At 66.9% G+C, this 26,534-nt stretch carries 23 protein-coding genes; 16 read left to right on the plus strand and 7 right to left on the minus strand.

The annotated features are described in order from the left end of the window. Positions 1-14: 14 nt before the first annotated feature. Positions 15-3,596 carry an indolepyruvate ferredoxin oxidoreductase family protein gene (locus LK542_RS05545; RefSeq protein ID WP_227811122.1) on the minus strand — a complete coding sequence of 1,194 codons (3,582 nt, stop codon included), beginning with the start codon at positions 3,594-3,596 and terminating at the stop codon, positions 15-17. A gap of 148 nt (positions 3,597-3,744) precedes the next feature. Next, positions 3,745-4,680 (minus strand): LysR substrate-binding domain-containing protein, encoded by a 936-nt coding sequence (locus tag LK542_RS05550; RefSeq protein WP_227801611.1) that lies wholly within the window; start codon positions 4,678-4,680, stop codon positions 3,745-3,747. A 109-nt stretch (positions 4,681-4,789) separates the two neighbouring features. Between LK542_RS05550 and LK542_RS05555 the strand changes: the two genes are divergently transcribed. Beyond that, positions 4,790-6,010, plus strand: coding sequence for an HD-GYP domain-containing protein (locus LK542_RS05555; protein WP_227811123.1), 1,221 nt, complete (start codon positions 4,790-4,792; stop codon positions 6,008-6,010). 4 nt (positions 6,011-6,014) lie between these two features. Here LK542_RS05555 and LK542_RS05560 read toward each other — a convergent pair whose 3' ends face one another. Continuing rightward, complete coding sequence (locus LK542_RS05560) at positions 6,015-6,755, minus strand: SDR family oxidoreductase (RefSeq protein ID WP_227801614.1); 741 nt, start codon at positions 6,753-6,755, stop codon at positions 6,015-6,017. A gap of 51 nt (positions 6,756-6,806) precedes the next feature. On the opposite strand from LK542_RS05560, the gene LK542_RS05565 reads away from it, so the two are divergent. Continuing rightward, complete coding sequence (locus LK542_RS05565) at positions 6,807-7,406, plus strand: 2-hydroxychromene-2-carboxylate isomerase (protein WP_227811124.1); 600 nt, start codon at positions 6,807-6,809, stop codon at positions 7,404-7,406. Here LK542_RS05565 and LK542_RS05570 read toward each other — a convergent pair. Continuing rightward, complete coding sequence (locus LK542_RS05570) at positions 7,403-8,437, minus strand: GGDEF domain-containing protein (protein WP_227801617.1); 1,035 nt, start codon at positions 8,435-8,437, stop codon at positions 7,403-7,405. The two genes, LK542_RS05565 and LK542_RS05570, sit on opposite strands and share 4 nt — an antisense overlap. A 354-nt stretch (positions 8,438-8,791) precedes the next feature. Here LK542_RS05570 and LK542_RS05575 point away from each other — a divergent pair, with 354 nt between their 5' ends. The 13 genes from LK542_RS05575 (at position 8,792) to LK542_RS05635 (ending at position 20,081) form a co-directional block, all read left to right on the plus strand. Then, positions 8,792-8,980, plus strand: coding sequence for a Flp family type IVb pilin (locus LK542_RS05575; protein ID WP_227801618.1), 189 nt, complete (start codon positions 8,792-8,794; stop codon positions 8,978-8,980). Between the two features lie 152 nt (positions 8,981-9,132). Next, the gene (locus tag LK542_RS05580) at positions 9,133-9,315 is read left to right on the plus strand and encodes a Flp family type IVb pilin (RefSeq protein ID WP_227801620.1); all 183 of its coding nucleotides are present in this window, start codon (positions 9,133-9,135) and stop codon (positions 9,313-9,315) included. 60 nt (positions 9,316-9,375) lie between these two features. Further along, a complete protein-coding gene (locus tag LK542_RS05585) occupies positions 9,376-9,894 on the plus strand; it encodes a prepilin peptidase (RefSeq protein ID WP_227811125.1) in 519 nt (172 codons plus the stop codon). 113 nt (positions 9,895-10,007) lie between these two features. Continuing rightward, on the plus strand, positions 10,008-11,390 hold the full coding sequence (locus LK542_RS05590; RefSeq protein ID WP_227811126.1) for an ATP-binding protein: 1,383 nt from the start codon (positions 10,008-10,010) through the stop codon (positions 11,388-11,390). Continuing rightward, the gene (gene cpaB, locus LK542_RS05595; protein WP_227801624.1) at positions 11,387-12,247 is read left to right on the plus strand and encodes a Flp pilus assembly protein CpaB; all 861 of its coding nucleotides are present in this window, start codon (positions 11,387-11,389) and stop codon (positions 12,245-12,247) included. The genes LK542_RS05590 and cpaB overlap by 4 nt, the downstream gene beginning before the upstream one ends. Positions 12,248-12,272: 25 nt before the next feature. Then, entirely contained in the window at positions 12,273-13,727 is a 1,455-nt protein-coding gene (locus LK542_RS05600) for a type II and III secretion system protein family protein (protein ID WP_227811127.1), read from the plus strand. A gap of 9 nt (positions 13,728-13,736) precedes the next feature. Continuing rightward, positions 13,737-14,024: a hypothetical protein gene (locus tag LK542_RS05605; RefSeq protein ID WP_227811128.1), complete on the plus strand. Its 288-nt coding sequence runs from the start codon at positions 13,737-13,739 to the stop codon at positions 14,022-14,024. 48 nt (positions 14,025-14,072) lie between these two features. Further along, entirely contained in the window at positions 14,073-15,248 is a 1,176-nt protein-coding gene (locus tag LK542_RS05610; RefSeq protein WP_227803297.1) for an AAA family ATPase, read from the plus strand. Positions 15,249-15,293: 45 nt separating this feature from the next. After that, positions 15,294-16,637 (plus strand): CpaF family protein, encoded by a 1,344-nt coding sequence (locus LK542_RS05615; RefSeq protein WP_227811129.1) that lies wholly within the window; start codon positions 15,294-15,296, stop codon positions 16,635-16,637. 13 nt (positions 16,638-16,650) lie between these two features. After that, positions 16,651-17,628 carry a type II secretion system F family protein gene (locus LK542_RS05620; protein ID WP_227811130.1) on the plus strand — a complete coding sequence of 326 codons (978 nt, stop codon included), beginning with the start codon at positions 16,651-16,653 and terminating at the stop codon, positions 17,626-17,628. 7 nt (positions 17,629-17,635) lie between these two features. Beyond that, on the plus strand, positions 17,636-18,574 hold the full coding sequence (locus LK542_RS05625) for a type II secretion system F family protein (protein WP_227803294.1): 939 nt from the start codon (positions 17,636-17,638) through the stop codon (positions 18,572-18,574). A 17-nt stretch (positions 18,575-18,591) separates the two neighbouring features. Then, positions 18,592-19,674, plus strand: coding sequence for a LytR C-terminal domain-containing protein (locus LK542_RS05630; protein WP_227811131.1), 1,083 nt, complete (start codon positions 18,592-18,594; stop codon positions 19,672-19,674). A 92-nt stretch (positions 19,675-19,766) separates the two neighbouring features. Then, the gene (locus LK542_RS05635) at positions 19,767-20,081 is read left to right on the plus strand and encodes a BON domain-containing protein (RefSeq protein ID WP_227803292.1); all 315 of its coding nucleotides are present in this window, start codon (positions 19,767-19,769) and stop codon (positions 20,079-20,081) included. Between the two features lie 57 nt (positions 20,082-20,138). Here LK542_RS05635 and LK542_RS05640 read toward each other — a convergent pair whose 3' ends face one another. The 3 genes from LK542_RS05640 to LK542_RS05650 form a co-directional block, all read right to left on the minus strand. Then, complete coding sequence (locus tag LK542_RS05640) at positions 20,139-20,906, minus strand: GIN domain-containing protein (RefSeq protein WP_227811132.1); 768 nt, start codon at positions 20,904-20,906, stop codon at positions 20,139-20,141. 151 nt (positions 20,907-21,057) lie between these two features. Next, positions 21,058-21,894 carry a family 16 glycosylhydrolase gene (locus LK542_RS05645; protein ID WP_227811133.1) on the minus strand — a complete coding sequence of 279 codons (837 nt, stop codon included), beginning with the start codon at positions 21,892-21,894 and terminating at the stop codon, positions 21,058-21,060. A gap of 14 nt (positions 21,895-21,908) precedes the next feature. Next, positions 21,909-22,832, minus strand: a complete 924-nt coding sequence (locus tag LK542_RS05650; protein WP_227811134.1) for a polysaccharide deacetylase family protein — start codon at positions 22,830-22,832, stop codon at positions 21,909-21,911. Positions 22,833-23,461: 629 nt separating this feature from the next. Here LK542_RS05650 and LK542_RS05655 point away from each other — a divergent pair. Continuing rightward, complete coding sequence (locus LK542_RS05655; protein ID WP_227811135.1) at positions 23,462-26,437, plus strand: TonB-dependent receptor; 2,976 nt, start codon at positions 23,462-23,464, stop codon at positions 26,435-26,437. Positions 26,438-26,534: the final 97 nt, after the last annotated feature.

Here is a 26,534-nt window from a genome sequence, read left to right on the forward strand (position 1 = left end):
CACCCCGGCAGGAATTACGCGGCGCGGCGCTTGATGTTTCCGGACAGCAGCTCAGCCTTGCGTGCTCGGAATTCAGCCACGGCCTTTTCCTTCACGTGGCCGAAGCCGCGGATCTGTTCCGGCAGCGACGCCAGCTCGACCGCGTCGGCATGGTTGGCCGCATCCAGCCTGGAGATCAGGCTTTCCACCATCTCGCGGTACTCCGTGATCAGGGCGCGCTCCATCTTGCGCTCGGCGGTCTTGCCGAAGATGTCGAAGGCGCCGCCGCGCAGACCTTTCATCCTGGCCAGCAGCCTGAAGGCGCCGAACATCCAGGAGCCGTACTGCGCCTTGACCATGTGTCCCTTGGCGTCCTTCTTTGCGAACAGCGGCGGCGCCAGGTTGAATTTCAGGGAGAAGTCGCCTTCGAACTGGGTCTTGAGCTGCTCGACGAAGCGGCCGTCGGTGTACAGGCGCGCCACTTCGTATTCGTCCTTGTAGGCCATCAGCTTGGCGTAGTTCTTCGCCACGGCCATCGACAGCTTGTTGCCCAGGCCTTTGCGCGATTCGGCAGCGCGCACGCGCGAGACCAGGTCTTCATACACGGCCGCATAGGCGGCGTCCTGGTAGCCGGTCAGGTGCTCGACGCGCTTCCTGATCACGCTGTCCAGGCTTTGCGGCATCTGCACGACCACGGTTTGCGCCGGGATGGCCTGCTTCTCGACGCGCTGGAAGTCCACGGCGGCGCGGCGGCCCCACAGGAAGCTCATCTTGTTGGAGGCAACGGCCACGCCATTGAGTTCGATCGCGCGCAGCAGGGCGGCTTCCGACAGCGGGATGCGGCCCTTCTGCCAGGCGTAACCCATCAGGAACAGGTTGGTGGCGATCGAGTCGCCCATCAGCGCGGTCGCCAGCTTGGTCGCATCGACGAAGTCGACACCGGACTCGCCGCCCACCGCTTCCAGGATCAGGGAGCGCACATCGCCAGACGGGAATTCCCAGTCGCGCTGCTGGGCAAAGGTGCCGGTCGGCTGCTCGTGCAGGTTGACGATGGCGAGCGTGCGGCCCGGACGCATCTTGGAGACCGCGTCGGCGGCGCCGGTGGTGAGGATGTCGCAGCCGAGGATCAGGTCCGCTTCGCCGGTGGCGATGCGCTGGGCGCGCAGGCGATCAGGCGTCGCGGCGATCTTCACGTGCGAGGTGACGGAACCGTTCTTCTGGCTCATGCCGGTCATGTCCAGCACCGACGCACCCTTGCCTTCGAGGTGGGCGGCCATGCCCATCAGCGCGCCGACGGTGATCACGCCGGTGCCGCCGATACCGTTGATCAGGATGTTGTAGGGATGCTCGACGCTCGGCAGGCTCGGTTCCGGAAGCAGGCCCCAGCCGTCATCCGCGCCGTTCTTCGACACGCCCGACTTGCTCTTCTTCAGCGCGCCGCCTTCGACGGTGACGAAACTCGGGCAGAAGCCCTTCGCGCAGGAGTAGTCCTTGTTGCAGGAAGACTGGTCGATCTGGCGCTTGCGGCCGAATTCCGTCTCCTTCGGCAGGATCGAGACGCAGTTCGACTGGATCCCGCAGTCGCCGCAGCCTTCGCACACGGCTTCGTTGATCACCATGCGCTGGTTCGGGTCCGGGAATTCCTTTTCGGCACGGGCTCCGTGCGCCCCTGCCTTGCGGCGGCGGCGCTTTTCGGCGGCGCAGGTCTGGTCATAGATGATGACGGTGACGCCCGGCAGTTCGCGCAGCTCGCGCTGGATGTCGTCCATGTGCTTGCGGTCGTGCAGGGTGACGATCGCCGGCAGGTTCGAGCGGTCCGCGTAGCGCGACAGGTCTTCGGTCACCAGCGCGATGCGCTTGACGCCTTCGGCCGCCATCTGCTGGGCGATCATCGGCACCGAGGTCTGGCCGTCGACCGGCTGGCCGCCGGTCATCGCGACCGCATCGTTGTACAGGATCTTGTAGGTGATGTTGACCTTGGCCGAGACGGCCGCGCGGATCGCCAGGTAGCCCGAGTGGAAGTAGGTGCCGTCGCCCAGGTTCTGGAACACGTGCGGCACTTGCGAGAACGCGGCCTGGCCGATCCAGGGCGCGCCTTCGCCGCCCATGTGGGTGGTCAGCTTGTTCATCTCCGGGTAGATCGAGGTCGCCATCACGTGGCAGCCGATGCCGGCCAGCGCGAAGGAACCGTCCGGCACCTTGGTCGAGGTGTTGTGCGGGCAGCCGGAGCAATAGAAGGCGGGGCGGAAGGGCGTGGTGATCGCCTTCTGCAGGACCGCGTCCTTCGCTTCCAGGAAGGCCAGGCGTGCGCGGATCAGGTCGCGGGTGCTATCGTCGGTGATGAGGCGCGCGATGCGGCCCGCGATCACGCGCGCCACTTGCGCCACCGAGAAGTCTGCCTTCGGGGGCAGCAGCCAGTCGCCGCGCGGGGCGACCCATTCGCCCTTGTCGTCGAACTTGCCGACGATGTGCGGGCGCACGTCGTCGCGCCAGTTGTACAGCTGTTCCTTGAGCTGGTACTCGACCACCTGGCGCTTTTCTTCGACCACCAGGATTTCTTCCAGGCCTTGTGCGAATTCGCGCACGCCTTCCGGTTCCAGCGGCCAGATCATCGCGACCTTGTACAGGCGCAGGCCGACCTTCGCCGCCATGGCTTCGTCGATGCCCAGTTCTTCCAGCGCTTCCAGCACGTCGAGGTAGGACTTGCCGGAGGCGATGATGCCCAGCTTCGCGTCCGGGCTGTCGATGGTGGTGCGATTCAGCTTGTTTTCACGCGCATAGGCCAGGGCCGCGTAGATCTTATAGTCCTGCATCAGCGCTTCCTGGGCGCGCGCCTGCTGGCCCAGCGGCACCGAGGACAGCTTGGTATTCAGCCCGCCTTCCGGCATCGCGAAGTCCTTCGGGTACTTCACTTCGACGCGGAAGGGATTGGCGTCCACCGAGGCGCTCGACTCGACGGTATCGGCCAGGGCCTTGAAGGCCACCGCGCAGCCCGAGTAGCGCGACATGGCCCAGCCATGCACGCCCAGGTCCAGGTATTCCTGGACGTTGCAGGGGTAGAGCACCGGGATCATGCAGGCCGAGAAGATATGGTCGGACTGGTGCGGCAGGGTCGAGGAATAGGCGCCGTGGTCGTCGCCGGCCACCAGCAGCACGCCACCGTGTTGCGCGGTGCCGGCGTGGTTCATGTGCTTGAAGACGTCGCCGCAGCGGTCCACGCCCGGGCCTTTCCCGTACCACATGGCGAACACGCCGTCGTATTTGGCCGGGCCGATCAGGTCCACGGTCTGGGTGCCCCAGACGGCGGTGGCGGCCAGGTCTTCGTTCACGCCCGGGACGAACTGCACGTGGTTCGCTTCCAGGTGGCCCTTCGCCTTCCACAGGGTCTCGTCCAGGCCGCCCAGCGGCGAGCCGCGGTAGCCGGATACGAAGCCGGCCGTGCTCAGGCCGGCGGCAGCGTCGCGCTCGCGCTGGATCATCGGCAGGCGCACCAGGGCCTGGATACCGGACAGGAAGATGTTGCCGGTGCGTGCGGTGTATTTGTCGTCGAGGGTGACAGTGTTCAGGCGGGACGAATAGTCCGGCGTCGCCGCTTGTGGCGTGACGGTATCAGGCATGGGGTGTCTCCATTGTGTGGTTCGGTGCTGCACCTGGCGCCGGGTAGGCGGGGGCATTTTGACCGCGTGGAGTGTAGGGACTTCGCCCGCCCAGGGCCAATAGGGAATGCGGATGGGGGTATAAGAAAATCTGATGACCGTTATGCGCTCAAGCGGAGATCAGGCGGGCGCCGGGCCAAGCGCCGCGTGCACACAGGTCTTCGGTCACTTCGCGCACCAGCTTCGCGATCGCCGCGGAAGCATTCGTCAGCGGGATGTTACGCGAGGCGCACAGGGTCACGTGGCGGGTCAGCGCCGGCTCGGCGACCGGCCAGGCCGTCATCGCGCCGCGCTCGATGTCGGCCAGCAGCGGTGCGACCGGGAGCAGGGTGGCGCCCAGGTCGGCCAGCAGGGCCGAGCGCAGGATTGCCAGCGAATTGATCTCGAGGATGGTGCCGGGCGCCAGGCCCGCGCTGGCCGCCGCCCCTTCGACCAGGGGACGCACGCCGTGCTGACGCGCCGGCAGGATCAGGGTACTGGCCAGCGCCTGTTCCAGCGTGAGGCTGTCCGCACCCGGTGCGAAGCCGGAGCCGCTGCGGCAGATGAACATCAGGTCTTCCTGCACCAGCGGGGTAGCGGTGAAGTGACCGGCCGGGACCTCGTCGAACAGCACGGCCAGGTTCAGGCGCCCGGATTTCAGCTGCTCGGTGAGGCTGCCCGTGATCTCTTCGGTCAGCTGCAGCGTGATTTCCGGGTAGCGGGTGCGGGTGGCGGTGAGCAGCGGCAGCGCCAGCGCCCCCGATATGCTGTGCGGCAGGCCGAGCGAGACGCTGCCCGAGGGCCGTGTGGTCGACTGCACCACCGCCGAGCGCGCATCGGCCACCTGCTTCAGGATCGCCTGCGCATGCTCGTAGAAAATCTTGCCGGCGTCGGTGCTGAGCACGCCGTGCGCCGAACGGTGCAGCAGCTGCGCGCCCAGCTCTTCCTCCAGCTGGCGCAGCTGCTGCGTCAATGCCGGCTGCGCCACGTGCAGGACCAGCGCGGCGCGCGACAGCGAGCCGTGGTCGACGATGGCGACAAAATACCGGAGTTGACGAAATTCCATCTTTTGGAGGTGTATCTGGTAAGCAACAAAAGATGAGTACGTGTAACAAAATTGTTATACTGCATCTTGGCCGACGGGCGCCGACATTATTACAGAGCAGAGTAGCGACATGTTGAAAAAGGTGGATGCATCACAGTTGAAGATCGGGATGTATATCCACGACCTCGATTGCAGCTGGATGGATCATCCGTTCGTGCGTGCGCGCTTCCTGCTGACGACCGACGAAGAGATTCACAAGATCCGCACCGCCAAGATCCGCGCCGTGGTCATCGACTGCAGCAAGGGCATGGACGTGGACGACGCGCCGACCCTGGCGCAGGCCGAAGCCGCCACCGAGGCGGAAGTGACGGCGATCGCGGCCAAGCCGATCGTGATCACCCGCGTCTCGCTGGGCGAAGAGCTAGCGCGTGCCGCCAACATCCGCAAGCAGGCCGCCGGCCTGGTGCGCACCGTGATGGCCGACGCGCGCCTGGGCAAGGCGGTCGAGCTGGAGAAGGTGGGACCGGTGGTCGAGAGCGTGACCGAATCGATCCTGCGCAATTCCGGCGCCCTGCTGGGCCTCCTGCGCATCAAGAACAAGGACGACTACACCTTCCTGCATTCGGTCAGCGTGTGCGCGCTGCTGGTGGCCTTCTGCCGCTCGCGCAACATGGACGAGGACACGATCTACCAGGCCGGCCTGGGCGGCCTGCTGCACGACACCGGCAAGGCGCTGGTGCCGGACGCCATCCTGAACAAGCAGGGGCGCCTGACCGACGAAGAATTCGACATCATCAAGCGCCATCCGAAGGACGGCTACGACATCCTGGTCAAGACCCCCGAGATCGGCCCGATCCCGCTCGACATCACGCTGCACCACCACGAGCGGCGCGACGGCAGCGGCTATCCGGACAAGCAGGGCGAGAGCACGATCAGCGAACTGGCGCAGATGGCGGCGATCGTCGACGTCTACGACGCCATCACCTCGGACCGCTGCTACCACAAGGGCATGCCGGCGGCCGAAGCGCTACGCAAGATCTACGAGTGGAGCAAGTTCCACTTCAATCCGACCCTGGCCCAGGAATTCATGCGCTGCGTCGGCATCTACCCGGTCGGCACTCTGGTGCTGCTCGAATCCGGCCGCCTGGGCGTGGTGGTCGAGCCGCACGAGACCAGCCTGCTCACGCCGAAGGTCAACGTCTTCTTCAGCACCAAGAACCAGACCTACATCAAGCCGCAGACCCTGGACCTGTCCAAGGCGCTCGGCTTTGGCGGCGGCGACAAGATCCTGCGCCACGAGTCGGCCGAGAAGTGGAACGTCAACCCGCTGCAGTTCATGCACATCGCCTGATTGTCTAGAGACCGCCGGCGCAGCGCAGCGTCGTGCCGGTCACGTAGGAAGCCGCGGGCGACAGCATCCACATGACGGCTTCGGCGATCTCGTCGGGCGTGGCCAGGCGTCCCATGGGAATGGCCGGCGCCACCCGTGCCGGCCGGCCAGGCTCTCCCGCCGCTGCATGGATGCCGGTCAGCGTCGATCCCGGCGCCACCGCGCATACCCGGATGCCCTCCGGCGCCAGCTCGCGCGCCAGCCCCAGTGTGAACGTCTCGACAGCCGCCTTGCTGGCGGCGTAATGCACGTATTCGCGCGGGCTGCCGGTGGCAGCTGCGACCGAGGACAGGTTCACGATCACGCCGCGCGCACCGCTCCTGCGGAAGGCGTCGATGGCGGCGCGGCAGCAGTGCATGGTGCCGTACACATTGGTGCGAAACACCGCCTCGATGGTAGCCGGGTCGGTCTCCGTGAAGCGCGCGATGCGGCCGGTGATGCCGGCATTGTTGACGAGGGCCGTCACCGGGCCCAGTTCCTCCTCGGCGCGGGCGAACAGCTGCGCGACCTCCGCTTCCAGCGCGACGTCGGCCTGGATCGCGGCCGCCCGTCCGCCACTGCCGCGGATTGCCGCGACCAGCGCCTCGGCCGCCGCTTCGTCGCTGCGGTAGTTGACCGCCACCGCATACCCGCCCGCCGCCGCCTGCCTGGCGATGGCGGCGCCGATGCCGCGCCCGGCGCCCGTCACGATCACGACCTTCTCCATACGATCCTCCTGTCATACTGCGTCACACTATACCCAAGGAGCGGGGCCAGCATGCATCCACCCATCGATTTCTGGTTCGAGTTCGGCAGCAACTACAGCTATCTCTCGGTCATGCGCATCGAGGCCCTTGCGAGTCGGGCGCAGGTGGCGCTGCGCTGGAAGCCCTTTTTGCTCGGGCCGATCTTCCGCGAACTGGGCTGGCAAAACTCGCCTTTCAACGAGCAGAAAGAAAAGGGCGAGTACGTGTGGCGCGACATGGCGCGGCGCGCGGCGAAATACGGCGTCCCCTTCACCCGGCCATCGAATTTCCCGCGCCGCGCCCTGCTGCCGCTGCGGGTCGCGCTGTTCGGCGCCGAACAGCCCTGGATGGGGGAGTACTGCCGCCGCATCATGCTGCGCAACTGGTCGCAGGATGCCGAGATCGACAACGATGAAACGGTGCTGGCGGCCCTGGGCGGGCTGGTGCTTGATCCGGCCGCCGTCCTGCATGCGGCGCAGGGAGAGGACAACAAGGCGGCCCTGCGCGCGCAGACCGAGGAGGCGCGCCGCCTGGGAATCTTCGGAGCGCCCAGCTTCATGGTGCAGGGCGAACTGTTCTGGGGCGACGACCGCCTGGAAGACGCGCTGGAATACGCGCAGTCCCTCGCTTAGAAGAACTCGGCGGTGTCGTTGGTGGCGATGGTCTGGAGCAGGCCGTTCGCCACCAGTTCCTCGTAATGGCAGGCGCGGTTGCGGCCATTGGCCTTGGCAAAATACAGCGCCTGGTCGGCATGGCCCAAGGTCACCACCGGCGAATCGGCGGCGCTGATGCTGGTGAAGCCGACGCTCACCGTGACCTGTCCGACCTGCGGGAACACGTGGCTTTCCACATTGGTGCGGAAGCGGTCGATGATCTTGCGCGCATTCTCCAGCGTGGTCGAGCGCAGCAGCACCACGAATTCCTCGCCGCCGAAGCGGAACACCCGGTCCTGCGAGCGGAACGAGGTCTGCAGCAGGTTGGCGACCAGGATCAGCACTTCGTCGCCGTACAGGTGGCCGAAGCGGTCGTTCACCGTCTTGAAATGGTCGACGTCGACCACCGCCAGCCACTGCTTTTCCTCGGCCACGTGCTGGCGCCGCTCGAGCCGTCCCGGCAGCAGGGTCTCGGCGTCGGCGCCATGCAGCATGCGCGCCAGCTGGTCGTCGAAGGTCTTGCGGTTGAGCAGGCCCGTGAGCGAGTCGCGCTCGCTGTAGTCCAGCAAATTCTGGAAGTTGCGGTAGACGCTGACGATGCCGCTGATCGTGTGCACCGAGTCGGCCGTGAAGCCATGCTCGTGGGTGATCTCGAGGCAGGTGTCGGCCTTGTCGCCGAACCAGATCGGCAGCCATAGTCGGCGCAGGCCGTCCGGGCCCATGCCTTGTGCACGCGAATCGTGGTTTTCCAGGCAGTGCGCCAGTTCCGGAAAGGACGTGATCGGCTCGCCGGGGCCGGCGCCGTCCTGCTCTTCCGGACAGGCCACGCCGCCGGCACGAATGCAGGCGCGCGAACGCACGAACTTCTGGCCCGCGACCGTGGCAATGGCCAGCACCCGGGTCTGGACCGCACCAGCCAGCTCCTGCACCGCCGAAATCACGGAGATGTCGAGCATCGTGTGATCGCGGTGGCCAGTCATGTCCACCATGTGTCGCAGCAGGGAATCCATGTCGTCTACAGGAACAGTGTCAGGAAATGCACAGCGTGTCGGTGCCGCACAGGTGCGGGCGGAGTGGCGGCCAAGGAAACAGGATAAGGCTTTTTTGTATTCCAGGCAACTATTCTTAACAAGATTTATCGATGTTTGCGCGTCGTTCGGCAGAAGCTTGGCGAAGACAAAGACGTCATGCCCATCAGCCGTTCTTTTTAATTTCCACATGGAAAACTTGCCCAACGTCAACTTGCCACGCGGCACCATTCGTTACAGTGAACTCACTGACTGACGCAGCAAAGGCAGCACAAGACGGGGCCCCGTCCGTCAGTGAGTCTTCAACCTGTTTATCAACTATTACAAGGAGTTGTCATGAGCACGATTACCTCCGCCGCCAAGGCCTTTCTCGCCGACGAAGGCGGCGTGACGGCCATCGAGTACGGCCTGATCGCTGCACTGGTCGGGGTCGCCATCGCCGCTGCGGCGACCGCGATGAGTACGGACCTCAAGGCCCTGTTCACCTACGTCGGTACCAAGCTTGCGGAGCGGCCCGCTCCATGATGGGCGCCGCTGCCCTGGCGCCAGCCGGGACCAGGGCAGCGGCCCTGCCGGGAATGCCGTGAAGTGTGTTGTGCAGTACGTCGTGTAGTACGTCGTGAAGCAAGTCCAGTAGTTCCAGCAGTACGTCTTTCAACCACCATAAGGAGTTTTTCATGAACACCATTACCTCTGCCATCAAAGCTTTTGTCGCTGATGAAGGCGGTGTGACGGCCATCGAATACGGCCTGATCGCTGCACTGGTCGGCGTCGCGATTGCAGGCGCAGCCACTGCGATGAGCACCGAGCTCAAAGGTATCTTCAACTACATCGGCACCGAGCTCAAGAAACGTCCTTGATCGTTGCGCAAGCCCCCGGAGCCGTCCGGCCCCGGGGGCTTTTTTTTTGGGGAGCGAACCATGCTTGTCGCACCTTATCTCGATACGCTGCTGTTGCTGCTGGTCGCCGCTGCGGCGATCAATGACCTGGTCAGCCGGCGCATCCCGAATCTGCTTCTACTGGCCGGCCTGGTCGGCGCACTGGTCCTGCACGCGATCTCGCCGGATCCTGCCGGCGCCCTGCTGGCCTGTCTCGGCGGCGCCCTGCTGGGTTTGCTGTTGTTCCTGCCCTTCTACCTGCTGCGCAGCATGGCCGCCGGCGACGTCAAGATGATGGCCACGGTGGGCGCATTCACGGGCCCGGCCGTCGCCTTCCACATTGCAATCATCGCCTGGTGCGCCGGCGGCGTCATGGCCCTCGCCATCATCGTTTTCCGGGGGCGGCTGCGGCTGGCGCTGGCGAACCTGGGGGGCATCGTGCGGCGCGCCGTCTGGCGCTTGCCTAGAGGCGACGCGGCGGCGGAAAGCGTCGGGTCGATGCCGTATGGCGTGGCGATCGCGGCCGGCACGATCTACGTTTTGCTGAGCAGCCAGGCTTGACATTTTCTCCATGTCTTCTTCCTTGCTGACCGTCAAATGGCGCAAGGAAGCTGATGGCTAGAATCAATTTAACAAGTGTAAGAAATATCCGCACCCCCGCAGGAGGTTTCCCTATGGAAGTGTTATCAGCGTGCTCGCCGCCGGCCGTCCCCGAAGGACGGCTTGCGAACGGCGGCGGGCCCGACAGCGAGCCGGGGCCCATCCTGCCGCGCCAGCCGCGCACCGTGCGCGACACCGGCCTCGAACCCCGTTTCGTCATCGCCCTGGTGGTCAAGACTTTGCACGCAAGCGGCAAGACCCCGCTCTCGCTGCTGACCGGCCGCCTGCGCCTGTCGATCAGCGTAGTGCGCGAAGTGCTGCAGCAGCTGGTCGCGGAGCAGCAGGCCGAAGTGGCCTGGTGCGGCGATTCCGACATCGACGTGCATTACCAGCTGACCGCCTTCGGCCAGCGCGCCGCCGCCGAGTACCTGGCCGAATCGCGCTACGTCGGTCCGGCGCCGGTGGCGCTGACAATCTACCGCACGATGGTCGAACGCCAGTCGCTGCGCCATCCGGATGCCCCGCGCGTCACGCCCGCCGGCCTGAAGGCCGTGCTGGCGGAGGACGGGATCGAACCCGCGGTGCGCGAGCTGATCGGCGCGGCGCTGCATTCGAACCGTCCGCTGATGCTGTATGGCCCGTCCGGCAGCGGCAAGACCACCCTGGCCCACCGCTTCGCGCGGCTGCGCCCGGACCCGGTCGCGGTTCCCTATGCGGTGCTGGTCAATCACGAGATCGTGCAGGTGTATGACCCGACCCTGCATGCGGCGCCGCTGCAGCCGCGCCTGGCGGAAGAGCGGCGCAGCTGCGACGCGCGCTGGGCCCTGTGCCAGCGTCCGCTGGTGCACGTCGGCGCCGAGCTGGCGCGCGACATGCTCGAGCTGCGCAGCGACGCCCCCAGCGGCGTGCTGTGCGCACCGCCGCACCTGCTGGCCAACAACGGCCTGCTGGTGCTCGACGACCTCGGCCGCCAGCGCGTGCCGGCCGCGGAGGTGGTGCAGCGCTGGCTGGGAGCGCTCGAGCGCGGCGTCGACCATGTCGCGGTTCCCGGCGGCGCCAGCCACGCGCTGCCGTTCGACGTCGCGCTGGTGCTGGCCACCAGCCTGGCGCCCGAATCGGTCCTCGACGAATCCTGCCTGCGCCGCATCGGCTACCGGATCGCGCTCGGTCCGTTGTCGGAAGCGGCCTACCGCGCCCTGGTGTGGCGCCAGTGCCGGCTGCGCGGCATCGAGCCCGACGAACACACGATCGACTACCTGATCAACGAACTGCACCGCCGCACCCGGCGTCCACTGCTCGCAGCCTGGCCTCATGAGCTGCTGTCGCGGATCGCCGATTTCGCCGGCTTTGCCGGCCGCGAGCCGCGTTTCGACGCGGACAGCGTGGCCCAGGCCTGGAGCAGCCTGTTCGGCCCCAGGGCGGCACTGGAGCCAAGCAACCTGGGAGAGATGCGATGAAAAACAAGCGTGCCGTGATCGTGATGACTCTCGCGATCCTGTTCGGACTGGCAGCCGTGGTGATGGCCTCGAAATGGCTGCTGACGCAACCCGCGGCCACTGCCAGCAAGATCGTGGTGGCGGCTTCCGACATCAGCCTCGGGCAGCGCCTGACGCCCGAGATGCTCAAGCTGGTCGAGTGGCCGGCCCACAGCGTGCCGAAAGGCGCGTTCGACGATCCGCAGAAGCTGAGCGGCCGGGTGATCAAGACCAGCATCCTGATGGGCGACCCCGTGAGCGAAGCCAAGCTGGCGCCGGCCGGCACCCTGGGCGGGCTGTCGGCCCTGATCACCGAAGGCAAGCGGGCCATCACGGTCCGCGTCAACGATGTGATCGGCGTGGCCGGCTTCGCACTGCCGGGCAACTACGTGGACATCATCGTCAGCACCGAGACCGAGCCGCCGCCCCAGGCCCAGGGCCAGGCCGCCGGCCCGCGCCAGCAGAGCATCTCGAAGATCGTGCTGGAACGGATCCTGGTGCTGGCCGTGGCGCAGGAAGTCAACCGCGACGATTCCAAGCCGAAGGTGGTGAACGCCGTCACGCTCGAGGTCACGCCCGAGCAGGCCGAGCAGCTCGACCTGGCCCGCAGCGTCGGCACCCTGTCGCTGGCGCTGCGCAACCAGGTCGACCCGGCCGCGGCGCAGACCGCCGGCGCCACCAAGCAGAACCTGCTGCCGGCCGCCACGCCGCTGCGGCCGGTGGCGATGCCGGTGCCGGCTCCGCGGCCGCGCCTGCAGACCCCGCGTCCGGCGCCGGCGCCGCAACGCGAGTGCGTCAAGGTCATCAATGGCCTGCACGCTTCCCAGGAATGCTTCTGACCCCTCTTGAACCGGGATGGACGCCATGAACAGTCGCTTCAATTTCGCACAGCTCGCCGCTGGCCTGGCGCTGGCCGCCAGTACGCCCGCCCACGCCGCCCCTGCCGCTCCCGCCGCCATGACGCTCAACCTGGGTAAATCGACCATGCTGCGCCTGCCCGAGAAGGTCGCCCACCGCAGCGTCGGCAATCCCGACATCGTGCAGGCGATGCTCGTGGCGCCGGACACGCTCTACATCGCCGGCATCGACGTCGGCAGCACCAACATGATCGTGCAGGGCAGGAGCGGCTTGTGCAGCGTGATCGACATCGTCGTCGCGATGGATCCGGCCGGCCTCCAGGCCACCCTGGCCGCCGTCATGCCCGACGAGAAGAACATCCGAGTGTCCGCCGCCGCCGATTCGCTGGTGCTGAGCGGTAGCGTCAGCGACAGCGCGGTGATTGCCCGCGCCGTGGAACTGGCCGGCGCCTACGTGCAGCGCCCGCTGCGCCAGCTGACGGCGGCCGGAGGCAAGGACAACGAGGGGGTGCTCGCTCCCGGCGGCAATGCCGGCGGCGGGGCTTCCGCCGCCACTGCCCGCGTGATCAACCTGCTGAGCGTGAGCGCGCCGCAGCAGGTGCAGCTCGAAGTCAAGATCGCCGAGGTGTCCAAGACCCTGCTCGAGCGCTTGGAGGCGAAGACCCGCTTCAGCTTCGGCGGCGGCAGCTGGACCACCACGCTGGTGTCGAACTTCCTGAGCGGCCGCACGCTGCCGGGCGAGGAGACGCTGTCGACCAGGGGCGGGCGGCTGGTGGGCGACGCCAACAAGCAGGACAGCGTGGTGCGCGTGCTGGCCGAGCCGAACGTGCTGGCGATCAGCGGCCAGGAAGGCACCTTCCTGGCGGGCGGCAAGTTCTACATCCCGGTGGCCCAGGACGACAGGAAGATCACGCTCGAGGAAAAGGAATTTGGCGTCGGCCTGCGCTTCACCCCGACCGTGCTGGCGGGCGGGCGCATCAACCTGAAAGTGGCGCCCGAGGTGTCGGAGCTGTCGCGCGAAGGGATCGGCATCTCGGCCGGCGGCCTCACCGGCAGCGCCATCCTGCCGGTCGTGACCACGCGCCGCGCCAGCACCACCGTGCAGCTGTACGACGGCCAGAGCTTCGCCATCGGGGGACTGGTCAGGAACAACCTGGTGGCCAACCTGGAAGGCCTGCCGATGCTGGGCGAAGTGCCGATCCTGGGCGCGCTGTTCCGCAGCACCGACTACCAGCAGGACCGCACCGAACTGGTGTTCGTGATCACGGCGCGCCTGGTCAAGCCGATCCCGGGCGCCGGCTACTCGCTGCCGACCGACAAGATGGGTGTCCCCACGCGGGCCGAGATGCTGCTCGGCGGCCGGCTCGAAGGGACGGCGCCCGCCGCCACCACAGCGGCGGCGTCCACCCCGCAGCCGGCGGCGCCTGTCGCGCAGACTAGCGCCGGCTTCGAACTCAAATAGGAGACTACCGTGAAGACGATCCGCTTGATGTCGCTGGCGCTCACGCTGGCCTCCCTTGGCGCCGGGCTGCAGGGCTGCGCGCAGACGACGCCGCAGTGGGACCGGCAGTTCGGCACGGCCACCCGCGACAACCTGGCCGCCCAGGTGCTCGACCCCGCCGCCGCGGCCAACAGGAATCCGGCCACCGGCATCGACGGCCGCGCGGCGAAGGGTGCGCACGACCGCTACCAGCAGAGTTTCGCACAGCCGGAAAGCGCGCCGCCGGCACTCATCATCAGCTCCAGCAGCGCGCGCTGAACGCGCCGCTGTCCTTCCGAACCGTCGGAGTTCCCACGAGGCTCGCCCATGAAAGCGCTACTCATCAGCCGTGACAGCCAGCTCTACGCGGAAATCGCGTCGCAGGGCGCTGCGCGCGTCCCGCCGCTGAACCTTGGCGCCGTCCGCGCCAGCCTGCGCGAAGCGCTCGACCGGCCGGAATCCGACAGTCCGCAACTGGTCATCGTCGACGCCACCGACACCGGTCCTTCCGAGGTGGCGCTGCTCGAGCGCCTCGGGCGCCAGTATCCCGAAGCCCACCTGATGCTGCTGACCGACCAGCACCAGCCGGATCTCCTGATCCACGCCATGCGCGCCGGGGTGCGCGAAGTGCTGCAGCTGCCGCTGGTGCACCGGGCCTTCCACGAGTCGATGGACCGGATCTCGGCCGCGGCCGGGGTGTCGGGCATGCGCGACGGGAAGATCCTGGCCTTCATCGCCTGCAAGGGCGGCAGCGGGGCCACCTTCATCTCGACCAACTTCGGCTATGCGCTGGCGACGCTGGCCGCCAAGAAGGTCCTCTTGATCGACCTGCACGGGCAGTTCGGCGACGCGGCGCTGTACGTGTCCGACCAGAAGCCGACCATGACCCTGTCGGACGTCTGCGCCCAGATCTCGCGCGTGGACGGCCCCTTTCTCGAATCCTGCCTGGTGCACGTCACCCCGGGTTTCGGGGTGCTGGCGGCGGCCGACGACGCCGGCCACGCCAGGGAGGCCAAGCCGGAGCACATCGACACCATCCTGCGTGTCGCGCGCCAGCACTACGACTACGTGCTGCTCGACGTCGGCCGCCAGATCGACGCGGTGTCGCTGCGTGCGCTGGACATCACCGACACCATCTATCCGGTACTGCAGCTGGCCTTGCCCGACATCCGCGACGCGCGCCGCCTGCTCGACATCTTCCGCTCGCTCGGCTACGTGCTCGACCACATCCGCCTGATCGTGAACCGCTACGAGAAGGGCGGCAAGCTGCGCCTGCAGGACCTGCATGCGGCGCTCGGCTGCGAGGTGATGCATACCTTCCCCAATGATTATGTCGCCGTCACCGACTCGGTCAACCAGGGCGTGCCGGTGCTGCAGCTGTCGCGCTCGAGCGCGGCCGCGCGCAGCCTGGCCGACATGGTCGAACTGGTGACCACCCGCCGCGTCCAGGAGAGCAGGGGACTGCTCGACCGCCTGTTCGGACGCGGCGAATCCGAGGCCTGAGCCGGCGGCCAACCACACGATCGAATGCACTAGCGGGAGCCAACCATGTCACTACGCGAACGCCTTGTCAGCTCCGGCCAGGAGCGCGAACCGAGCGTGCTGCCGGTCGAAGCCGGCAACCAGGCCTACCAGGAACTGAAGAAACTGATGCACCAGATGATCCTGGACCGCATCGACCTGGAGCGCCTGAAACGCCTCACCGCGGAGCAGTTCAAGCACGAACTGGCGCTGCTGATCCAGCGCATCATCGAGGAAGAGCGCATCGTCCTGAACCAGCACGAGCGCCACCACCTGGTGCTCGACATCCAGCACGAGATGCTCGGCTTCGGCCCGCTCGAACCGCTGCTGAACGACCCGAGCGTGTCCGACATCCTGGTCAATACTGCCAGCAAGGTCTATGTCGAACGGCGCGGCAAGCTCGAGCTCACCGACATCACCTTCCACGACAATGCCCACCTGATGAAGATCATCGAGAAGATCGTCTCGCGCGTGGGCCGCCGCGTGGACGAGTCGAGCCCGATGGTCGACGCGCGCCTGCCGGACGGCTCGCGCGTGAATGCGATCATCCCGCCGCTGGCGGTGGACGGGCCGCTGCTGTCGATCCGGCGCTTCGGCACCAGCCCGCTGACGGTGCAGAACCTGCTCGACTACAAGAGCCTGACGCCGCCGATGGTGCGGGTGCTGGAAAGCCTGGGCGTGGCCAAGGTGAACATCCTGATTTCCGGCGGCACCGGCAGCGGCAAGACCACGCTGCTCAACCTGATTTCCGGCTTCATCCCGTCCAACGAGCGGGTGGTGACGATCGAGGACGCGGCCGAGCTGCAGCTGCGCCAGCCGCACGTGGTGCGCCTCGAGACCCGGCCGCCCAACATCGAAGGCAAGGGCGAGGTGACCCAGCGCGCCCTGGTGCGCAATGCGCTGCGCATGCGCCCCGACCGCATCATCCTGGGCGAGGTGCGCGGCGCCGAAGCGCTCGACATGCTGCAGGCGATGAACACCGGCCACGAAGGCTCGCTCGCGACGATCCACTCGAACACCCCGCGCGATGCGCTGGCGCGGCTGGAGAACATGGTCAGCATGGCCGGCGTGAGCCTGACCGCGCGCGCGATCCGCCAGCAGATCGTGTCGGCGGTGACGGTGGTGGTGCAGGCCACGCGCCTGACCGACGGCACCCGCAAGCTGGTCAGCCTGCAGGAAATCACCGGCATGGAAGGCGACGTCATCTCGATGCAGGAGATCTTCCGCTTCGAGCAGAGCGGCGTCGATACGGACGGCAAGGTGCAGGGCCGCTTCAGCGCCACCGGGGTGCGCCCGCGCTTTGCCGACCGCCTGAAGATGTATGGCGTGCCGGTGCCCGAAGACACCTTCGATCCCGACCGGGTCTTCTAGGACAGGAGGGAGCATGGACGCACTGTTCTACGCTTTTGTCGTGTTTCTGTTTGCGGCGGTGATCCTCGCGATCGAGGGCACCTATCTGTGGTGGGTCGGAACCCACGGCAAGGCGGCGCGGCGGGTGGCGCGGCGCCTGCAGACCATGTCCGGTTCGCCCGGCCGCAGCGGCGAACGGATCTCGATCCTCAAGCAGCGGCCCTACAGCCGCAACGCGGTGTTCGACCGGCTGCTGCACCGGCTGGGACTGGCGAACCGGATCGATGCGCTGCTGGTGCAGGCCGGGGTCGCGATCTCGGTGGCGCAGTTCCTGGCCTGGTCGGTCGGCTGCATGGCGGCGGTCTCGCTGCTGGCGCTGTCCTGGCCGCTGCCGCTGGCGGCGCGGGTGCTGCTGGCCGTCCTCGGACTGGCGGCCCCGTGGATGCTGGTGCGGCGGGCACGCACGCGCCGCCTGATCCACATCGAACGCCAGCTGCCCGAAGCCGCCGACTTCATCGCGCGCGCCCTGCGCGCCGGCCATTCGTTCAGCAATGTGCTGCAAATCGTCGGCAACGAGCTGCCGGAGCCGCTCAGCGGCGAATTCCGCATCGCGCGCGAGGAGATCAACTACGGCGTGCCGATCAACGAGGCCCTGCATGCCATGGCCGCGCGCATCCCGCTGACCGACCTGCGCTACCTGATCATCGCGGTGCTGATCCAGCGCGACTCCGGCGGCAACCTGGCCGAAATCCTGGGCAACATCAGCCAGATCATCCGCGCGCGCCTGAAGCTGGTCGCGCACGTGCGCGTGCTGTCGGCGGAAGGGCGGATGTCGGCCTGGATCCTCGGGCTGCTGCCGTTCGCCGTGGCCGGCATGATGCTGCTGACGAACCCGCAGTACCTCAGCCTGCTCTGGACCGACCCGCTCGGCGTGCGCATGCTGTGGTACGCGGCCGCCATGCTGGTGTTCGGCTTCGTCTGGCTGCGCAAGATCATCCGTATCCGGATCTGAGGCCATCATGACTTCTTCCCAACTCCTGTTCCTGCTCGTCGTCCTGTGCGTCGTCTTCGCCATCGCGGGGCTCGGCCTGGCGCTGTTCGCACCGCTGGCGCTGCGCGGTCGCCTGCGCCACTTCCTCGGCAGCGCCGAACCGAGCCAGCTCGAGGCCGGCGGCTGGACCGAGCGCGTGGCGGCCATCGCCAAGCCCCTGAGCAAACTCTCGGTTCCCGAAGAGGGCTGGGAAAAGTCGAACCTGCGCACGCGCTTCATGAACGCCGGCTGGCGCAACCCGTCCGCCCCCACGCTCTACTTCGCATCGAAGACCGGGCTGGCGCTGCTGCTGCCGGCGCTGGTGGCGCCAGTGTCCCTGGTCTATCCCGCCGCGCTCGGCGGCACCCGCCTGATGGCGCTGCTGCTGTTCACGGCGGCGTTCGGCTACTACCTGCCGAACATCGTCCTCGAGCGCCTCGTGCAGCGGCGCCGGCGCGAGATCTTCGAGACCATCCCCGATGCCCTCGACCTGCTGACGGTCTGCGTCGAAGCGGGCCTGAGCCTGGAGCGCGCGATGGTCAAGGTGGCCGCCGAAATCCATATCAAGAGCCTGGCGCTGGCGCAGGAACTGCAGATCGTGCTGATGGAGATGCGCGCCGGCTTCACCAAGGAAAAAGCGCTGCGCAATTTCGCGCTGCGTTCCGGGGTCGAGGACGTGGACACCCTGGTGGCGATGCTGATCCAGTCCGAGCGCTTCGGCACCAGCGTCGGCGATTCCCTGCGCGTGCATTCCGAAAACCTGCGCTACAAGCGGCGCATGATGGCCGAGGAATGCGCCGCCAAGATCGGACTGAAACTGCTGTTCCCCCTGATCTTCTGCATTTTCCCGACGCTGATGATGGTGCTGCTCGGCCCCGCGGCCATCCAGCTGATGCAGACCCTGCCCAACCTGCCCGGCATGCAATGAAGCCGATGGAGCCTGTCATGCGAACCACGACCCTGTTCACCCGCCTGGCGCTGCTGTGCGCCGGCGCCGGCCTGCTGGCCTGCGCCCCGATCGGCGGGCAGGCCACCTTCGAGGCCGCGATGCCGAGCGCGGACGACGCCTACTTCGCCGGCCGCAACCACCACCTGGCGCGCCGCTACGACGAAGCGCGCGCCGCCTATGAGCTGGCCCTGCAGGCGGCGCCCGGCCACGTGAACGCCCGCAACGGCATGGCCACCCTGTACGCGGAACAGCGCCAGTTCGGCGCCGCGATCGCACTCTGGCGTGGGCTGACCGAATCGCTGACGCTCGCTTCCGGTCCCGGCAAGGCCTACCTGTTCAGCAACCTCGGGCATGCCTATTTCCTCAGCGAGGACTACGGCCAGGCCCTGGTGGCCCTGGAAAAGGCCTGCCTGCTCGATCCGCTCAGCCCCCGTTCCTGGCAACTGCTGGGCGAAACCCTGCGCATGCTGGGACAGGAGGGGCGCGCGCAGCAGATGCTGAGCCAGGCGGAGGCGCTGCGCAGGCATGACGTACGGGCCGATTATGCCGCCGCCGGCGGCCAGACCGCGGTCGCCGCGATCGACCGCGCGCTCAAGGCGCCGGCGGGCGCCGAACCCGGCTGGAGCCAGGTGCAGCTGCATGCCGGAGCCGACGGCATGCTCGAATTGCGGCGCGGCCCGGCGCCGGCAAGCCCATCCGCGCCGGCACCGGCCCCGGCGGCGCCGGGCGCCGCGCCGGTTCCCGTGCTGGTTGAACTGCGCAACGGCAACGGGGTGACGGGCATGGCGCGCATGCTGGCGCGCCAGGTCGGGGTCAAGGAGTGGAAGGTGATGCGCCTGTCGAACCAGCCAGGCTTCGGCGTGCGCCACACCCGGATCGAATTCGAGGCCGCCTACCGTGAGGCGGCCGAACGCCTGGCCGGCCGTTTCGGCGCGGTCCAGCTGCAGGAAGTGGCCAGCTGTGCGCCGGCCAGGCTGCGCGTGGTGATCGGGCGCGACATCGCGCAGCGCGGCTTCACGCTCAAGCCGGCGCTGCCGGCGGCCGATGCCCCGGTGCTGGCGGCGAACAACCCGGACTGAAAAAAGGTCCGTTTGCACGTTTGGCCGGCATCAAGCCTTGAACAAAGGCTGCCGGGAGAATGGGCTGGTCTGCCTTCTCTCGGGAGCCTCCCATGAACCTCTCCTATCGCATCCACCTGATCCTGCTCGGCCTGGTGCTGGCGATCCTCAGCGCCTGCGCGCCTTCGGGCGTCCACCGCGGCACCGGCCAGGTCATCGACGATGCCGCCATCACCACGCGCGTCAAGGCGGCCTTCGCGGCCGACCCGGAAGTCAAGGCCACCCAGGTCCAGGTGGAAACCTACAAGGGAACGGTCCAGCTCAGCGGCTTCGTCGATTCGCCCGACAGCGCCGCGCGTGCAGCCAGGCTGGCCCGCGAGGTGCCCGGGGTGAAGGAAGTGCGCAACAGCATGTCGGTGAAGCAGTGAGGCCGCCCCTGGGGCGCAAGCCCGTGGCGGCCTTGTCCTCGGGCGTTGCCTGGCAGTTTATCTCCAGGCGACCCTGCCCATGCCGTTGGCGCTGACATTGCGGGTGACCGGCTTGCCATACACGGTGGCCGAGCCCATGCCGTTCAGGTCGACGTCAGCCGCGCGGGTGGCGTGCACCGTGGCGCCGCCAAGTCCGCTCATGTCCAGGTCGACCGACTCGGCACGCAGGCCCTGGGCTTCCAGGCTGCCGACGCCGGCCAGCCTGGCGCGCAGCAGCTTGCTCTCGCCGTTGACGCTGATGCGGCCGGCACCGCGCAGGTTCAGGTCCACGCGCTCGGCCCTTACGCCGTTCAGGGCCATGCCGCCGACGCCGCCCAGGCGCGCGTCGATGTTGCGGTAGCTGCTATTCAGCGTGACCGAGCCGGCGCCGTCGAGGGCGACCTGGATCGACTCGCCCGAGAAGCCGGTGACGGTCGAGGCGCCCACGCCCTGCGAGGTGAATTCAGCCAGGTTGGGCACGGTCAGCTCGGCGCGCAGCTTCTCGTGCACGTCGCCGTTGCGCATGTTGAAGGATTCGGTACCGATTTCCAGCGTGTCGCCGCGCTGGGAGGTGGTGATTTTTTGCACGTAGCGGCGGTCGCCCGAAACCACGAGCGAAGGCGTGTTGCCTTGGCGCACGACCAGGTCGACGATGCCATCGAGCCTGACCTTGGTGACCTTGGCGTCGACGCTGCGGTTTTCGCGAACGAGCTCATCGGCAAACGATGGGCTGGCAACCAGTGCGAGCGTGGCCGCGACGGCAGCGGTACTCAACAGTTTTTTCATGCTTGTTCTCCGGTAGGTGGCGATGGAACCACTATAGAGAAGAGCCGCTACCTACCGGAGGCGATTGCGATGAACTGCGCAAACCGCGCTCTGGACTGCAGAAAAGCCCGACTGGCGGAGCCGGGCCCGCGCGGGTCTCGCCCTTGCCGCACTAGCCTGCAGACGGTGCGCGCTTGTACACGCGTACATAGTCCACCAGCATCTGCTGGGGCAGGACCGTCGTGCTGTCCGGATTGCCGGGCCACAAACCGCCGACGGCCAGGTTCAGCAGCACGAAGAAGGGATGCTCGAACACCCAGTCGCCCTTCACCATGTCCGGGCGTGCCGTGTGGAACAGGATGCCGTCGCGGTACCAGCGGATTTCGCCGCGCTCCCATTCCACCGCGAACACGTGGAAGTCGTCGGCAAAGATGCCGCTCGTCAAAGAGGTCGACTTGCTGAAGGCTTTGTCGCCCGAATAACCGGGTCCGTGCAGGGTGCCATACAGATTGCTCGGCTCCTTGCCGATGATTTCCATGATGTCGATCTCGCCGCTGCGCGGCCAGCCGACCTGCCCGATGTCCGCCCCCAGCATCCAGAACGCCGGCCAGATGCCCTGGCCCTTCGGCACCTTGATGCGCGCCTCGAAGCGCCCATGCATCTGCTCCATCAGGCCGGCCGTCTTGAGGCGTGCCGAAGTGTAGTCGCGCTCGCCATAGCGCTCGCGGCGTGCTTCGATGACCAGCATCCCGCCGGACACGCGCACGTTTTCCGGCCGGCCGGTGTAGAACTGCAGCTCCTGGTTGCCCCAGCCATTGCCGCCGGTTTCGGCGACCCATTTGCTGCGGTCGAGTTCCGTGCCCTCGAATTCGTCGCTCCAGGCCAGGGTCCAGCCGGCAGGAGTGCCGGCGGCGGTGGGTGTGGAGGCAGGGGAGGTGGCACAGCCGGCCAGCGCCAGCAGCGACAGGATCGGAGCCAGCAGGGCCGGCAGGAAGCGGATCGGTTTCATGGGTCTCCTTGTGGTCACGGCGTCGCGGGTTTACCCGCCTGCTGCCGCCGGACGTGTTTCATGATGGTGATGAAGCTGTCGGTCCAGACCAGCCGGCGGTTCGCCGCCAGGAAGCGCAGCAATTCCTCGTGGGCCTGGGCGGACACGCTGAGGTAGTCGCCGCCGATGCCGTGAAAGGTGAAGTTGACCATGGTCCCGCGTTCGATCGCCCGCTTGACGATGGCGATCAGTTCCGCGCCACTGGTGCCGCTGGGCGCCGCCACCGGCACCGCGAGCGGATCGAGGCTGTGCATCGCATCGATGACGCCGTTGCCGCCGGTGACCTTGATGGCGACAAACGCGTCGCGCACCGCGCCCAGGTAGTCGCCTCCAGCGGCCACGGTGTCGCCGCAGGGCACCGTGTAGGTACGCTCCTGGCGGCCGTCGAGCGCCGCCAGCATGGTGTTGGCCAGCAGGACCTGGTCGCGCATCTGTTCCACGCTGGTGGTGTCGAGGTTGCGGTGCGCCGCCACCCAGTCGCGTCCGGCCTCCTTGCGCGAGCACTGGTGGAACAGGCTGTGGTTGCCGAGCTCGTGCCCGCGCCGGGCCGCCGCACGCCAGTCTTCCATGCGCCGCGCCACCGATGGACTCGACAGCTGCAGGTAGAAGCTGCCCCGCAGGCCGTGCCGGTCGAGGGCAGGGATGGCATGGTCGAGCTGCGAATCGAGGGCGTCGTCGTAGGCCAGGCTGACCGCGGCGCGCGCACCCTGGGGCCAGGCGAAGGCCGGCGCCGGCGCGGACGCTGACTCCGCAGCGCCGGCCGCAGCCGCGCCAGGGGGCAGGGCCGCATGCAGTCCAAGGGCCAGCGCGAGCGCCAGCCAGCCTCGTCTCCCGACACGCGCGCCGCGTGCCCGCACCCCGCCGTGGTCCTTCGGACCTGCCTCTTTCGCCCGCGCCATCCGCCCCCCTTTTGCCCCGCAATTTGGAAACGTTACCAGAATGTCAACCCGACTATAGCACCCGGAATTTTTGAGTGTCAATCGCGTTCCGGTCTGCTCTGCAGGCGCGGTAACTGCCGGTTTCTCCTCTGGCACACCGGAGGTGTTGCAAATTCGCCGCATTTCGATTCATACCTGTATGGAATATTCCGTTGACAATTTTTTTTGCTAACCCTAATATTCAGACAACTGACGTGGAAACGTTTCCATGTTCGGATGAATTGCTTGAAAACGAAGCATCGCAAGATGCGAGCCTGAGCGATTACAGATGAACGAGCGCGACGCGCAAGCTTTTACCCGCACCCTGGCAGCGAGGACATCGGCACCGGCCGCATGTCCTCGCTGCGTCGCCTGCGGCCGGGCTGCGTCGCGCACTGGCCGGCGCCGGCCGGCTCCGCGGCGGGGAGGTGCGCAGGCGCATTGAGGCAGCGGGAGCAGCGAAAACAGCAGCAAACGACAGCAGCAGCGCCGGCAGCGTGCAGCCTGGGTTCAGCCGGCACAGGTAGTGGAGACACCGTTGGATTGGGTGACGGTCATATTTAAAAAAACAGGAGAGCACCATGTATTACCCCAAGGCTAAACAGACATTGATGAGCCTGGCAGTAGCCAGCGCATGCGCGGCGTTCATGCCAGCCCACGCCCAGGAAGTTGCTTCGACCCCGGGCGCCGCGGCGACCACCGACCAGGCCGCACAGGAAGCGACCAGCCCATCCTCGCCGGTTCAGACCGTCGTCGTGAGCGGTCTGCGCGCCAGCCTGGAATCGTCGATGAACCTCAAGCGCAACGCGCAGGGCTTTGTTGACGGCATCGTCGCCGAAGACATCGGCAAGTTCCCGGATACCAACCTGGCCGAATCGCTGCAGCGCATCAGCGGCGTCTCGATCGACCGCAGCATCGGCGAAGGCTCGAAAGTCACCGTGCGCGGCGTCGGCCCCGACTTCAACCTGGTGCTGCTGAACGGCCGCCAGATGCCGACCTCGAGCCTGAACGACCGTCCGGGCCGCGCCTACGACTTCGCCAATATCGCGTCCGAAGGCATCTCCCAGCTGCAGGTCTACAAGTCGGCGCGCGCCGAAACCCCGACCGGCGGCATCGGCGCCACCATCAACGTGATCACCGCGCGTCCGCTGTCGCGTCCGGGCCTGCAGGCCACCGTCGGCATCAAGGGCGTGCACGATGCATCGGCCGAGAACCTGCCGGGCGACGTCTCGCGCGGCGGCAAGATCACCCCGGAACTGTCCGGCCTCTACAGCAACACCTCGGCCGACGGCCGCTTCGGTATCGCCCTGTCGGCCAGCTACCAGGAACGCAACCTGGGCTACAACGTGGCCTCGGTCGGCAACGGCTGGAAGGGTCCGTTCCGCGGCGACGAGAACAACTGGGGCACCATCCCGCAGCCGGGCACCCCGGGTTCGGAAAACATCACCAACCGTCCGAAGCCGGGTGATATTTACCAGGTGCCGCAGAACATGAACTACGCCATGAACGGCATCCAGCGCCAGCGCACCAATGGCCAGCTGACCCTGCAGTACGCGCCGAGCAAGGCCCTGACCACGACCCTCGACTACACCTATTCGGAAAACAAGATCCAGACCCGCCGCCAGGACCTGTCAGCCTGGTTCAACTTCGGCCCGTCGTCGAGCACCTGGACCAACGGCCCGGTCGCCGCGCCGCTGGTGTACACCGAGATCATTAACCCGGCCAACAGCGACATCGCGATGGGCGGCGCCGACTTCGCCACCAAGACCGAGAACAACTCGCTCGGCTTCAATGCGGCATGGCGCGTCAACAGCGACATCCGCCTCGAGCTCGACGCGCACCACTCGACCGCCGAATCGCTGCCGGACAGCCCGTTCGGCTCGTCCAACACCCTGGGCACCGCCAGCTTCAGCCGCGGCACCACCAGCGTCGATTTCTCGAAAGACCTTCCGGTGCTGAGCATCCAGGGCGCCGACTTCCAGCGCGCCCCGCAGCAGGTGACCGGTTCGGTGTTCGAGAACGGCTACGTCAAGAGCGAAATCAACCAGGTGCAGACCCACGGCAGCTGGAAGATGCTGGAAGCATCCGAGCTGAAGTTCGGCCTGGCCACGACCGACGTCAAGAACCGCTCGGCATTCTCGGTGCAGCAGCGCGACGACACCTGGGGCGGCGCGACCAAGGCGTCGGACTACCCGGCCAGCATGTTCCACCAGGAGAGCCTGCGCCAGTACTTCGACAACATCGACGGCCACGAGAATCCGAACCTGTTCAACACCTTCTACACCTTCGACTTCGCCGCGCTGCGCGCGCTGGCCGCCAACGTGACCGGCAAGCCGGAGCTGTACATGCCGCGCAAGGACTACACCACCGACCAGCGCACCCGCGAAAAGTCGAAGAGCCTGTACCTGCAGTTCAACACCGACTGGGATTTTGCGATGCCGGTGCACACCTCGATCGGCGTGCGCTACGAAAAGACCGACGTCACCTCGACCGCGCTGGTGCCGATCGCCACCTCCTATACCTGGCTGTCGCAGAACGAGTTCGCGGTGGGCTTCGGCGCACCGTCCTTCACCACGCTCACCGGCAAGTACAGCCACGTGCTGCCGAGCTTCGACGTCGACGTCGACCTGCGTTCCGACATGAAGGCCCGCTTCAGCTATGGCGAAACCATCGGCCGCGCGCGCTATGACATGCTGACCGGCGGCCAGGTGCTCGAGACCCAGGGCCGTATCGAGGGCGGCCGCGGCAGCCAGGGCAACCCGGGCCTGCTGCCGGTCGAGTCGAAGAACTTCGACCTGGCCTGGGAGTGGTATTACAACAAGCAGAGCTTCGTCTCGATCGGCCACTTCCGCAAGAACCTGGAGAACTACGCCGGCCAGTCGCAGATCATCGCCCAGCCCTTCGGCCTGCGCACGCCGGTGGGCGGCGCCTACTGGAATGCCGCGATCGGCGCCGGTTGCGCCAGTACGGATACGACCTGCATCCGCAACTACATCTTCCGTAACTTCGCCGGCCGTCCGGGCGTGACCGTCGGCCCGAACGACGTCAACGGCAACGCCACCGGTTCCATCGCCGGCCAGCCGAACGATCCGATCGCCAACTTCCAGATCACGAGCTACTCGAACCAGAAGGAAGCACGCGTGCGCGGCCTCGAGTTCAACGTGCAGCACATGTTCGGCAACTCGGGCTTCGGCTTCCAGGCCAACTACACCAAGGTGGATTCCGGCCTGCAGTACGACAATGCCAGCGCCGCCGAGCAGTTTGCGATGGTGGGCCTGAGCGACTCGGCCAACCTGGTGGGTATCTTCGAGAACGAGAAGTGGAATGTGCGCGCGGCCTACAACTGGCGTGACAAGTTCCTGTCCGCGACCCGCGACGGCGCCGGCCCGAACCCGCAGTATGTCGAAGCCTACGGCCAGCTTGACCTGAGCATCGGCTACAACATCAACAAGAACCTGAGCATCCAGTTCGAAGGCATCAACCTGACGGACGAGATCCGCCGCCTGCACGGCCGTAACGAGCGCCAGGCCCTGTACGTGGAGCAGTCCGGTCCGCGCTATATGCTGGCAGCCCGCTACAAGTTCTGACCGACGCCACCCGCCGGGGTGCAAGCCCTGGCGGACGGCAGAAAAGCAGCGGGCCGCGGACTCCGTCACGGCCCGCTGCGGTTTTTTTTGGGTTAGA

Source organism: Massilia sp. IC2-477, from assembly GCF_020707265.1.
Lineage (GTDB): Bacteria > Pseudomonadota > Gammaproteobacteria > Burkholderiales > Burkholderiaceae_D > Telluria.